Origin of the sequence: Blautia intestinihominis, assembly GCF_040096655.1 — a bacterium.
In the GTDB taxonomy this organism is placed as follows: Bacteria; Bacillota; Clostridia; order Lachnospirales; family Lachnospiraceae; genus Blautia_A; species Blautia_A intestinihominis.
On record NZ_JBBMEI010000006.1, the window covers coordinates 14,074 to 26,794 of the forward strand.

A 12,721-nucleotide genomic window follows, 5' to 3' on the forward strand; every position below is an offset into this window, starting at 1 on the left:
AACATTAAAGGAGGATTAAGAAATGAAAAAAACCATTAGTCTGGCAATGGCAGCAGCACTTGCAGTTTCAGGAGCAGTAACGACTGTACCGGTATTTGCAGATGACGTAACAAATATCACCATCTGGAGTCCAACAGACAGAGAATCAATTGAAGCATGGTGGAAAGAAAAAATTTCCGAATGGAACGAAGAACATCCTGAGATTCAGGTAAGTCGTGAAGCAATTGACCGTTCTGACTCTTACGCTTACGACAACAAGATCGCTACAGCAGTTACATCCAACGATCTTCCGGATATCTTCTATGTAGACGGACCGCAGGTTTCCTATTATGCAGCTAATGGAATCACAGTTCCGCTGGATGACTATTTTACAGATGAAGACAAAGCAGATTTCGTAAATTCTTCAATGACGCAGAATACATATGATGGCAAATTATATGCTGTAGGTGCAACAGAGTCATCCGTAGCATTCTACTACAACAAAGATTACCTCAAAGAATGTGGTGTAGATACAGATGATCTGGATTCCCGTACACTCGAAAATCCTCTGACAACAGATGAAGTTGCTGAGATTGCTGAAAAATGTACAACAGATGATTATGTAGGAACACACATCATCATGGACCACGGCGAAGGACTTCCATATGCTCTTGAACCGCTGTATCTTTCTGCTGGAAAAGATTATATCAGCGAAGATGGAAAAGAAGCCGATGGATATGTGAACAGTGAAGAAGCAGTAAACACAACAGCATGGCTTGCAGATCTGATCGCTAAAGGATATGCAAACGTTGAACCGATCACAGATGAATTCCTCAATGGTGCATGTGCAACAATGATCGGTGGTTCATGGGAAATCGCAACACTTGAACAGAATGCTGATTTTGACTGGGGGGTAACTTATTATCCGGTTAATGCTGAAACTAAAAAAGCAGTTTCCCCATGTGGTGACTGGGCAGCAGCAATCTCCAAAGACTGCGAGAACGCAGATGCAGCAGGTGAATTCCTGGCATGGCTGATGAATACTGATAACGTAGCATCTTATGCAGCAGCAATTGCAAAACCTGCAACACGTTCTTCTGCTTATGAAACAGAAGCAATGGCTGACTATAAAGAAGGTGCAAGAGCTCTTATTGTAGATCAGCTTGAAAACACAGCAGTTCCGCGTCCTAGAACACCATCCTATGCTACATTCTCATCTGCATACGCAGAAGCAATGACAAACATTTTCTCCGATGCAGCAAGTAATGAAGAAGTAGATACAGATTATGTTCAGTCCGAGCTTGATACAGTAGTTGACACATTTACAGAAGACTACGAAACATATTACGCTGAATAAGAAAACAAATAAATGAAAACGAAGCCGCATCGGCAAAAAAGCGGTGCGGCTTCGCTTTTTCTGGATAAGAAAAAGGGGGAAAGGCAATGGCAAAGGCAGAAAAAAAGAAGCTTTCCGGCCGTAAACGTGATGAAAGAGTGGCTGCATATATCTTTGTAGCACCGGCAGTGATTCTTCTGATTGCATTTCTTGTTGTACCTATGATCTATACCGTATATTTTTCAGGATTTAAATATCAGATCATGAGACCTGATGCCATGAAATTTATTGGTTTAGAAAACTATCAGAAGCTTTTCAGTGACAAAAACTTCTGGCTTGCATTAAAAAATACAGTGTACTTTACTGTAATTGTTGTTCCGTGTCAGTGTGTACTCGCACTCGCACTTGCACTTCTGGTTTCAAAGAAGTTCCGTGGAGTGGCTGTTTTCCGTACCATGTACTTTGCACCACAGCTTACTTCTATGGTAGTTATCTCCGTACTGTGGTCCGTACTTTACAATGCAAACCCGAACACAGGTCTTATCAACTCCATTCTGGTATCTCTGGGAATGAGCCCGATCAAGTTCCTGAGTGATGCAAGCACAGCGATGAATTCTATCATCTTTATGTCTGCATGGCAGGGCGCCGGTTATCAGATGATGATCTTCCTGGCAGGTCTTCAGGGAATCCCGAGAGACCAGTACGAAGCAGCATCCGTAGACGGTGCTACAAAATTTAAACAGTTCCTTTATATCACTATTCCTGGGCTGAAGGGAACAATTAAATATGTAATCATGATCACTATGATCCAGGCAATGAAACTCTTTACACAGCCATATATCATGACACAGGGTGGACCGAAAAACTCCACAAAGACTCTTGTATACTATATTTATACACAGGGCTTCCAGAAGGGTAACTTTGGCTATGCCTGCTCGATCGCGGCTGTATTCTTTGTAATCGTAGTATGTATGTCTATGGCTATGAAGAAAGTAACTGCGGCAACAGACTGAGAAAGGAGGATATAAATATGAAAAAATCAATGAGGTTTTCTAATGCATTTGGAAAATTTATGTTCTATTTTGGAAATATTATCATCGGTATCATCTTTGTATCTCCTCTGATCTGGATGATTTCCGCATCACTGAAGCCAGAGGCTAAGATTTTTGCAAATATGGATTCACTGACTACTTTTTTACCAGTTCAGGCATCCTTAAGTAACTATGCAGAGGTATTTTCACGATTGAATATGCCACTGGTATTTAAGAATACACTTCTGTATATTGCATTGATCCTGGTTCTTGATCTTCTTGTAAACTCCATGTGCGGTTATGCACTGGCTAAATTTGAGTTCAAAGGTAAAGGTGCAGTTCTGAATCTCGTAATTGCACTGATGGTATTGCCGATGGAAGCTATCATGCTCCCGCTTTATATTGAAATGTCTCAGCTTGGCTGGGTCAATACACTGGCAGCACTTGTTATTCCTTTTGTTGCGAAATGTTTCTCTATTTATATGTTCCGGCAGTTCTTCTGTGATGTTCCGGATGACCTGATTGAAGCAGCGGCAATTGATGGCTGCAGTCCGATCAGAACCTTTTTCCAGATTGTAATGCCAATTTCCAAAACGGTGTATGCTACAGTATTTATTCTTGATTTCGTAGCACACTGGAACGACTTTATGTGGCCATTCCTCGTTATGACAGGTGAGGATAAACGTACGATCCAGCTTGCAGTTCAGTCATTTTTTGGTACCCAGCCGGTGCACTACAGTGCCATCATGGCAGCCCTGGTTGTCTCTGCGATCCCGATGATCATTATGTTTATCTTCATGCAGAAATACTATGTAGAAGGTATTGCATCTTCTGGTATCAAAGGCTAAAATCTTACTCGGATCAGAAACAGGAAACCAAGATGTCAGGTTTTTTTGTTGCCATGTAAAACACATCGTGGGATACTATCTGTAAACCGTTAGAATATTACAACAAGGAGAACGAATGTATGATTAGTGAGAAATTACAGAAGGCCAGAGAATTTGAACAGGAACAGTTGAGCAAAATTTCTCCGGAAGAGCGTCCTTCTTTTCATGTGACTGGTGGCACAGGCTGGATCAATGATCCAAATGGATTTTCCTATTACAATGGAGAATACCATCTGTTTTATCAGTACCATCCATATTCCAATGAATGGGGTCCGATGCACTGGGGACATCTCAGCAGCAAAGATATGCTTGTATGGAAAAGGCTTCCGGTAGTTATGGCACCGGAAGAATCCTATGATAACTTTGGATGCTTTTCAGGAAGTGCTCTGGAGCTTTCTGATGGACGTCATCTTCTGATGTATACCGGAGTTGGATATGTAGGCGATACCCCGATGGCAAACGGAGAACTTCCGACTCACCAGACACAGTGTATGGCTGTTGGCGATGGCGTTAATTATGAGAAATACGAGAACAACCCGGTCATCACCGGAGACGATATCCCGGAAGGCGGAAGCAAAGTAGATTTCCGTGACCCGAAGATCTGGAAAGAAGACGATGGTTATTTCTATGCTGTTATCTCCAATATGACAGACGATGGAAACAGCCGTATCCTCCTTTACAGAAGCCCCGATGGTTTCAAATGGGAATATGTCACCGTTCTGGATCACAGCGATGCAAAACTTGGCAAGATGTGGGAATGCCCGGACTTCTACGAAGTTGACGGCAAACACGTTCTTGTAGTAAGTCCGATGGCAATGCTTCCGGAAGGACTGAAATTCCACGTAGGTCACAGCGTTATCTACCTGACAGGAACCTACGACAAAGAAACACACAAATTTGTAAGAGAAGATGTACAGCCGCTCGACAGTGGAATCGATTTCTATGCTCCACAGAGCATGCTCACACCAGACGGCCGCCGTGTAATGATCGCATGGATGCAGGCATGGCCGAACTCCAAGTTCGTTCCGGACGGAGCGAAATACTTCGGACAGATGACTGTTCCGAGAGAGATCAACTACCGCAATGGCAGACTGATCCAGCAGCCGGTAAGAGAGATCGAGAACTATCGTGGAGAGCTGGTTCAGCACCACAACGTTGAAATCTCAGAAGAAACCGCACTGGACGGAATCAAAGGCCGCGTTCTTGATATGACCGTGAAACTCAAAGTGACCGATGATTTCAGTAAGTTTGCGATCAAACTTGCAGCAGACGATACATATTCTTCTTATATTACCTATGATCCGGCAAAAGAAGTTCTGAACATCGACAGAAGCAGAAGCGGATATCTCTACGACATCCTCCACACCAGAGATATTCAGGTGAAACCGGTAGATGGAGAAGTGACATTACGAATCCTCATGGATAAATTCAGTGTTGAGATCTTCATCAATGATGGAAGCCAGACTGCTACAATGGTCCTGTTTACTCCGCAGGAAGCAGATCAGATCACTTTTTCAGCAGAAGGAAAAGCAGAGATCAGTATTGACAAGTATAACCTTGTTTTCTGATACAACCTCCAAAGAAAGGCAGGCGTAAGCATTTAGCTGCGCCTGTCTTTTTTCTGTTCAGAAAGGCAAAGCTGTGCTATACTAAAGGGCAGAAAAACAGATTTTTTACTGACTTAAATTTACAGAAAGAAGGTTCGGCAGCATGAGTGAAACAAGAAAACTGTATTACGAAGATGTATATATAAAAGAATTTACCGCAAAAGTTCTCGAGTGCAGAGAAGCTGGTAAAGGATATGAGATCGTTCTGGATCAGACCGCTTTTTATCCGGAGGGCGGTGGACAGCCGTGTGATCTTGGAACACTGAATGAGATCGCAGTGACAGATGTCCAGGAAAAAGACGGCGAGATTGTTCATCATACAGAGGTGGCTCTGGAGGTCGGAAGTGAAGTAACTGGAAAGATCGACTGGGAGAGAAGATTTGACCTGATGCAGCAGCATTCCGGTGAACATATCGTCAGCGGTCTGGTGCATGAAGCATACGGATATGATAATGTAGGATTCCATATGAGCAGTGATGTGATCACAGTGGATCTGAGCGGCGTTCTCACCGAGGCACAGCTTGCTGAGATCGAGGCAAAGACAAACCAGAAAATCTGGGAAAATACTCCGGTAGAGATCTTTTATCCACCGAAAGAAGAACTGGAGAAACTTTCTTACCGAAGCAAAAAAGAACTGACAGGACAGGTGCGTCTCGTGCGTTTCCCTGGTTCCGACCTCTGTGCATGCTGTGGAACACACGTTACCCACACAGGCGAGATCGGTGCGGTTAAGATCCTTACTGTCGAAAACTTCCACGAAGGAATCCGTCTGACCATGATCTGCGGAAAACGTGTCATGGATTACCTGAATATGGTCAACGAGCAGAATCATCAGATTTCCATGAAACTTTCTGCAAAAACAGGCGAGACAGCGGCTGCAGTAGCGCGCCTTCAGGACGAAAACTTCCGTCTCAAAGGAAAAGTCAGCCACATGGTTGATGAACTCTGCGCGACAGAGGCAGAGAGATGGGCAGATTCCGGAAGCGTTCTTCTGTTCCACGAAGGACTGGAGGCAGATCAGGTCCGCAGGATGGCAGATGCAGTGATGCAGAAATGCTCCGGCTGCTGTGCAGTATTTTCAAAGAGTGAAGATGGCAGTTATAAATATGCAATGGGAGAGCAGAACGGAGATCTACGTCAGTTCACAAAAGAAATGAACGCTGCCCTGAACGGCCGCGGCGGCGGCAAGCCGTTCTTTGTGCAGGGTTCTGTCAAAGCTTCTGAAGAAGAAATCCGCAGTTTTTTCCAGCAGTAAAAGACGGAGAGGTACGGGACAATGTTTGGTGAATGTCATGCACATATGCTGATGGATGGTGTCAATTACCGCGAGGCTGTAGCGCGGCACAGAGATGCTGTCTGCGAAGAGAAGGTCAGAGAATTTTTTGAAGCGTATCAGAGGGCTGGAGTTTCTTTTATCCGGGATGGCGGTGATAATGCAGGAGTCTCAAAGAGGGCATCTGAGATTGCCGGAGAATACGGGATCGACTATCGGACACCGGTTTTTGCTGTCCATAAAGAAGGACATTATGGCAGGATCGTCGGACGCAGTTTCAGCAATATGAAGGAATTTCACCAGAGAGTGCAGGAAGCGGCTGCAGAAGGTGCTGATTTTATCAAGATCATGACGACCGGGCTTCTGGATTTCAATAATCATGGAGCGGTCACAGGAACACCTCTCGACAGAGACGAAGTCCGGGAAATGGTACATATTGCACACGAAGAAGGTTTTGCAGTGATGAGCCATACAAATGGAATTTATGGTGTACAGGCGGCGGTCGAGGCAGGTGTGGACAGCCTGGAGCATGGCAACTACATGGATGAAGAGACGCTTTCCATGCTTGCAGACAGTCATACCGTATGGGTTCCGACGCTTGTCACAGTCAGGAATCTTCTGGGCTGTGGAAGGTACGAAGATGAAGTCCTGCTTCCGATCATCCGTCAGGCAGAGACTATGGTCAGGACTGCTTTTCGCAAAAAAATCAAAGTCGCCCTCGGCAGCGATGCAGGGGCGTACTGTGTACCTCATGGGAAAGGAATCTGTCAGGAATATCAGTCTTTCCAGGAGATCCTGGGAGATTCTGACGAAGTCCGGGAATGGTTGGAAAACGGAGAAAAGATCATCCGGCAAAAATTCAGACGAAGTTAAGATCATAGAAATAAAAAATGCCATAATTCTCAGAAAGATGATGATTCTGAGGGTTATGGCATTTTTGTGTGCAGTATATATTTGTGGATCACGTATATAAATCTTCAATCTTGATCGCGGAGACAATATTGGAATTCCGGGATTCCGCCGGATTGAATGTGATCTTTACGGAACTTCCACTTAAGAGCCCGCCCGTGGAGGAATTGGAGGCGTTTTCTATGCTGCAGGTCACATACATATTGTCGTAGGTCAGAAGTGTGAGTGTGTTGGAGGTGGAGGCGGTAATGTCTCCGGATACGGTAAAGGAGATACCGTGGTCGCTGAGTGATTCCGGAACTTCACCGGTAATGCCGAGAATCGAGATTCCTGCTGTAGAAACTCCATCAAACTCACCGGTGTAGGTAACTGTCACATGAGAACCAGAGGAAAGTCCACCACTGAAATAACAGGGGATTGCAGACATATTAAGGTTCAGAAGGTTATCCGTGTTTTCAACAGAGACCTGCAGAATATTAGTCTGGATTCCCTGAATCACGGCACGCATCTGTCGTTCCTTTTCCTGATCTTTATTTTTGGAAGGAGCGGGTGTTGGCGTTGGCTCGGGAACTTTGAGAGGATCAATGTCAGATACACTGAAAACTTTCGTATGGAAGCCATATAAATGGGAAGGATTTTCCGGATCAGGTGTGTCCATTTCACCCTTGAAATGGATGTAGACCCATTTGCCTGCTTTGATTCCGTTCTGATAATACTGTTCGGTTCCGGTGATCGGGAAGGTTGCGGTCTTGCCGCCTTTTGACTTGATGGTGATGGAGTTGGTGGTGAGTTCCTGAACCTGTCCATGGGTGGTTCTTTCTTTGAGGGAATCCATATCGTGATAATCATCGACAACTTTCAGAGTACGGACGGTAGAAGTGTCAGTGCCGGAAAGCTGCCCTTCATAGATTACGCTGATGGAATCTCCCCGTACCATGCCGTCCACGGATTCCAGCGTAGCCTGAGAAACATCGAAGGTGTAATCCTGGGAAGAACTGGTAAGAGTCAGCTTGTTTCCGGTAAAAGTCTGAAGTGTTCCCTGAATTTCATCCATATAGACGCGGGTGCTGTCCGGGTGGATATCCTGCGGTGTTTCTTCTCTGGAAGGTGAAACAGACTCGACAACATTCTGCAAACTGCAGCCTGACAAAGAAACCCCAAAAAGACTGCAGATCAACAAAAGAAGCCATTTTTTCATTTTGTTCCTCCCTGTGGCTGAACACGGAACCAGTATGTGTAGGAATCCGTAAAACCAAGTGAAGCGTAAAGTCTCTTGGCAGGAGAGTTTCCCTTGACGACCTGCAGATAGGCATTCTGTGCGCCCTTGGTCATGCCTTCTTTGAGAAGAGAAGTGCAGATCTGGCGGGCGAAGCCCTGTCCGCGGTATTTTTCTTTGACGTGGATCGCATAAATCCCAATATAATCACGGTCCAGAATGCCGAGACCGGTAGCGATGATCTTGCCGTTCTTCCAGATGGAAGCGCAGACGGTTTCCTTCGGGATCGCACGGTACATGGAAGGAACGACGGCACGGTGGATCGGATTTGTCATTCCCTTGAGGTCAAACAGGCTGGTGATCCAGATATCCGGGATTTCGTCTGTGAGGGTGACATCCGGGCAGTCGGCACTGAGTTCGGCATTTTCAAGGTGGAGTGTCATGACTTCGGTTGTGTGCTGGATCTCGTATCCGCGATTCTCCAGTGTATAGTCAAAATCCGGCGAAACCAGAGGACTGATCTTAAAGATTGCAGGTGATCCCAGACGCTTATAAACGTCCTCACAGTAGGAAACCTTCTCTCTCCATGGAAGGGTAGAAGTTCCAAACTGCTCAACACTGTTCGTTCTGTGTGTATAAAAATAAGAAAAACGGAGGATCCAGCCATCGTACAGTTCCATTTTGTGGGAAGGCCATGCGTTCAATGACATATCCTCGATTTTTTTGATGTTTTTTTCCATAAAAAAAGCCTCCTGTTTCGGGCATCTTCGATAAAATCCAAGATGGATAGACATATTATACAAAAGCCTAAAAAAAACTGCAATAACTCTGAAGCGAAGAGATAAATAAATTTAAGAAAAAAGCGAAATCCGGGAGAATCCTGCTGTCCGGATTTGGCGAACGAATCTTCTTTACAAAGGGCGGAATGCAGGACTATAATAAGACTCACCAGAAATCATCTGGTATTCCTGCCGTCAGTTCTGACGGAACAATCCCATTTTTTTATAATCAAATATCAACAGCGAGGAGGGGTTTTTATTGCAGATGAAATGCTGCTTCTGACGATCGCCGGTGTATCTGTGGTCATGGATCTTTACAAAATGCGTGTAAAAAACAGCTGGATCCTGTGTTCATTTCTTGCCGGAGCAGTAACATGTTTCTGGCAGAAAGGATTTGCCGGTCTGACAAGATTCATACCGGGAATCCTGATGCCGCTGGCGGTCCTTGGATGGATGTTTTATTTTCGGATGCTTGGTCCTGGTGATATCAAGGTATTCTGTGCACTGGGAGGGATTATGGGACCTGTAAAGATCCTGTGGTGTATCTGGTTTTCCTTTCTGTGCGGAGCCGGGATTTCACTTGCCATTCTGCTCTGCAGTGGAGAAATCCGGCAGAGGATGGCGTATCTGGCGGCATATCTTATGGAGTATCTGCAGACAGGCAGCCACAAACCCTATTATCGAAGGGAAAGTACACCGGAAAATATTCATTTCACGGTGCCCATATTTATGAGCGTGATGCTTTATACAGGAGGTCTATATTGAAGAAACAAATTTTTGCAGTCTGTGATCTTGAAGCAGAATATGCCAGAAACTTCATGGAATATCTCAATCGCAAAAACAATCTGCCCTTTGAAGTACAGGCATTTACCAGTGTGCAGAGCCTGATTGCGTATGCAAAAGAAACACATGTGGAACTGCTTCTTATCTCAGCAGATGCCATGTGTGACGAGGTACGGGAACTGGATATCAGCAAAACTGTGATTCTCACGGAAGGAACCAGACCGGAAGAACTGGATACATATGCAGAAGTCTATAAATATCAGTCTTCGGCAGAGATCGTCCGGGAGGTCATGGCGTGCTATGGCGAGGAAAAAACTGTGTTTCCGATGCAGAACCCTGCGTTAAAAAGAAAGACAGAGCTTTTTGGCGTGTATTCTCCATTGGGACGATGTCTTAAGACCTCGTTTGCGTGGACACTGGGACAGATTTTGAGTGAGGAACGAAGTGTTCTTTTTATAAGTCTGGAAGAATATTCCGGTCTGGAGGAACTGATGCAGAAAAAATTCTCCTGTACATTGAGTGACCTGCTTTATTATGTACGTCAGAAAAATCCGGGTGTGATTCTGAAGCTGAACAGTATGGTGCAGAGTGTGGGGCAGCTTGACTTCGTGCCGCCGGTGCAGTCGCCGGAGGATATCCGGGGAACATCCTGGAAGGACTGGGAATATCTTTTGCAGGAACTTATTCTTCATGGAACTTACGAGGTAGTCGTGATCGACATGGGGAATGGAATTGAGGAACTTTTTCAGATGCTTGACCTGTGTAAATTTATTTATATGCCAATCTGTGTGGATCCGGTTTCCAAAAGCAAAATACGACAGTTTGAAAATCTTTTGAATGCAAGAGATTATTCCGAGGTATCTGAGAAAACAGTAAAAATGAAACTTCCGTTCTGTACCGTGGAAAGCGTGAGCGCAGATTATCCGCAGTCGCTGGTGTGGAGCACGCTGGGAGATTATGTGAGAGAACTTCTCGGAAAGGGGCTTTCTTATGAGCAATGACCATTTCCGGAAACTCCGGCAGCTTCTGATGGAGAAACTGGATCTGGCAAGAGAACTGTCAGATCAGGAGATCCTGGAACAGATTGATGATCTGATCCTGAATGGAATGCGGGAATCTGCACTTTCACTCAAAGAGAAGGTACAGCTTCGCCAGGAACTTTTTTATTCGGTGCGTAAACTGGATGTTCTGCAGGAACTGATCGAGGACGATTCCGTGACGGAAATTATGGTGAATGGTCCGGAAAGCATTTTTGTGGAACGTGCAGGGAAACTGAAAAAATGGGAAAAGGGATTTACTTCCAGAGAAAAACTGGAAGATGTGATCCAGCAGATTGTAGGAAGGTGCAACCGTGTGGTCAACGAATCAATGCCTATTGTGGATGCCCGTCTGGAAAACGGAGCCAGAGTAAATGCGGTGATCCGCCCGGTTGCCTTAAACGGTCCGATCCTTACGATCCGAAGGTTCCCGGACACACCGATCACAATGGAGAAACTAATCGCCCTTGGAAGTCTTCCGCGGGAATGTGCAGAGTTTCTGGAGACTCTTGTAAAAGCGAGATATTCCATGGTGATCGGCGGTGGAACCGGCAGCGGGAAGACGACATTTCTGGGGGCATTATCTAACTACATTCCGAAGGATGAGAGGCTGATCACGATTGAAGATAACGCAGAACTCAAGATCCAGGGTGTGCAGAATCTGGTGCGTCTGGAAGCAAAGATGGCAAATGTTGATGGTGGTACTTCGATCACAATACGGGATCTGATCCGGACGGCACTTCGAATGCGCCCTGACAGGATCGTGGTAGGCGAAGTACGAGGCGGCGAGGCAGTTGATATGCTGCAGGCTCTGAATACGGGACATGAGGGCAGTCTGAGCACAGCGCATGCGAATTCGGCAGTTGATATGCTTTCGCGTCTTGAGACAATGACGCTGATGGGTGTAGAGTTACCGCTTGAAGCGATACGCAGGCAGATCGCATCGGGAGTGGACATCCTTATACATCTCGGGCGAATGAGGGATAAGAGTCGTAAAGTACTGGAAATAACAGAAGTTTGTGGATTTGAAGAGCATGAAATAAAGACCAGGACACTTTACCGGTGGCAGGAGGGACGCGGGCTTGTACAGACGGCAGAACTTCTGAACCGGGAGAAGCTGGTCCGGGCAGGGGTGGAACTATGAAGCAGGATTACAGGGAATATCATTTTTCAGGAAAGGAGATCACGAAATATCTGGTACAGAGCATTCTGCTCTGTGGTGCACTGGATTATCTTTTTTACCAGAGCAAATGGTTGATGATACTGGCTATTCCGGCAACAGTGGTGTTTCTGAAAATGCGGAAAAGGCAGCTGATCCGGGAGCGGAAGAAAAATTTGAATTATCAGTTCAAGGATGCGCTGAATGCGCTGAGCGTGGCAGTGCAGGCCGGATACTCTGTAGAAAATGCAGTCTCGGCCTGTGCAGGAGATCTGGAACGGATCTATCCGCAGGACGCAGATATTGTAAAAGAATTCCGGTATATGGAAGGCCAGCTAAAAGTCAGCGTTCCGGTAGAAGCACTGTTTCAGAGTCTGGGTGAGCGCAGCGGTATTGAAGATATGGAGAATTTTGCAGCAGTCTTTTATACAGCCAAGAGAACAGGCGGGGATATGACCAGAATCATTCAGACTTCCGCAAGGATGCTTGGAGACAAGATTGACGTAAAGAAAGAAATAGAGACAACTCTGGCGGCAAAGAAAGCCGAGCAGATGGTCATGAGTCTGATGCCGGCAGGGATCATTATTTATCTGAAACTGACTTCTCCGGGATTTTTGAGTGTTTTGTATGGGAATCCGTTCGGGATCGCTGCGATGACGGTGTGTCTTGGAATTTATGGATTTTCCTACTGGCTTGGACGTAAGATCGTCGATATAGAGGTGTGA

At 45.5% G+C, this 12,721-nt stretch carries 12 protein-coding genes; 10 read left to right on the plus strand and 2 right to left on the minus strand.

Annotated features, from left to right (window positions below):
- Positions 1-22 precede the first annotated feature (22 nt).
- The 6 genes from WMO75_RS03185 (at position 23) to WMO75_RS03210 (ending at position 6,986) form a co-directional block, all read left to right on the plus strand.
- Entirely contained in the window at positions 23-1,336 is a 1,314-nt protein-coding gene (locus tag WMO75_RS03185) for an ABC transporter substrate-binding protein (RefSeq protein ID WP_243111612.1), read from the plus strand.
- Between the two features lie 86 nt (positions 1,337-1,422).
- Positions 1,423-2,328, plus strand: coding sequence for a carbohydrate ABC transporter permease (locus WMO75_RS03190; protein ID WP_118252160.1), 906 nt, complete (start codon positions 1,423-1,425; stop codon positions 2,326-2,328).
- Between the two features lie 17 nt (positions 2,329-2,345).
- On the plus strand, positions 2,346-3,194 hold the full coding sequence (locus WMO75_RS03195; RefSeq protein WP_022213966.1) for a carbohydrate ABC transporter permease: 849 nt from the start codon (positions 2,346-2,348) through the stop codon (positions 3,192-3,194).
- A 119-nt stretch (positions 3,195-3,313) separates the two neighbouring features.
- Positions 3,314-4,801, plus strand: a complete 1,488-nt coding sequence (locus tag WMO75_RS03200; RefSeq protein WP_349077612.1) for a glycoside hydrolase family 32 protein — start codon at positions 3,314-3,316, stop codon at positions 4,799-4,801.
- A gap of 142 nt (positions 4,802-4,943) precedes the next feature.
- Positions 4,944-6,095, plus strand: a complete 1,152-nt coding sequence (locus WMO75_RS03205; protein WP_173905339.1) for an alanyl-tRNA editing protein — start codon at positions 4,944-4,946, stop codon at positions 6,093-6,095.
- 21 nt (positions 6,096-6,116) lie between these two features.
- Positions 6,117-6,986, plus strand: coding sequence for an amidohydrolase family protein (locus WMO75_RS03210; RefSeq protein WP_349077614.1), 870 nt, complete (start codon positions 6,117-6,119; stop codon positions 6,984-6,986).
- Positions 6,987-7,074: 88 nt separating this feature from the next.
- Here WMO75_RS03210 and WMO75_RS03215 read toward each other — a convergent pair whose 3' ends face one another.
- Positions 7,075-8,220: a hypothetical protein gene (locus WMO75_RS03215; protein WP_118252156.1), complete on the minus strand. Its 1,146-nt coding sequence runs from the start codon at positions 8,218-8,220 to the stop codon at positions 7,075-7,077.
- The gene (locus WMO75_RS03220) at positions 8,217-8,978 is read right to left on the minus strand and encodes a GNAT family N-acetyltransferase (protein WP_349077615.1); all 762 of its coding nucleotides are present in this window, start codon (positions 8,976-8,978) and stop codon (positions 8,217-8,219) included. Before WMO75_RS03220 ends, WMO75_RS03215 begins: the two co-directional genes overlap by 4 nt.
- A 309-nt stretch (positions 8,979-9,287) precedes the next feature.
- Here WMO75_RS03220 and WMO75_RS03225 point away from each other — a divergent pair, with 309 nt between their 5' ends.
- The 4 genes from WMO75_RS03225 to WMO75_RS03240 are packed head-to-tail and all read left to right on the plus strand — an operon-like array spanning position 9,288 to position 12,721.
- The gene (locus WMO75_RS03225) at positions 9,288-9,782 is read left to right on the plus strand and encodes a prepilin peptidase (RefSeq protein ID WP_349077616.1); all 495 of its coding nucleotides are present in this window, start codon (positions 9,288-9,290) and stop codon (positions 9,780-9,782) included.
- Entirely contained in the window at positions 9,779-10,801 is a 1,023-nt protein-coding gene (locus tag WMO75_RS03230; protein ID WP_349077617.1) for a P-loop NTPase family protein, read from the plus strand. The genes WMO75_RS03225 and WMO75_RS03230 overlap by 4 nt, the downstream gene beginning before the upstream one ends.
- Positions 10,791-11,981, plus strand: a complete 1,191-nt coding sequence (locus tag WMO75_RS03235; protein WP_022213974.1) for a TadA family conjugal transfer-associated ATPase — start codon at positions 10,791-10,793, stop codon at positions 11,979-11,981. Before WMO75_RS03230 ends, WMO75_RS03235 begins: the two co-directional genes overlap by 11 nt.
- Complete coding sequence (locus WMO75_RS03240; RefSeq protein ID WP_227222162.1) at positions 11,978-12,721, plus strand: type II secretion system F family protein; 744 nt, start codon at positions 11,978-11,980, stop codon at positions 12,719-12,721. The genes WMO75_RS03235 and WMO75_RS03240 overlap by 4 nt, the downstream gene beginning before the upstream one ends.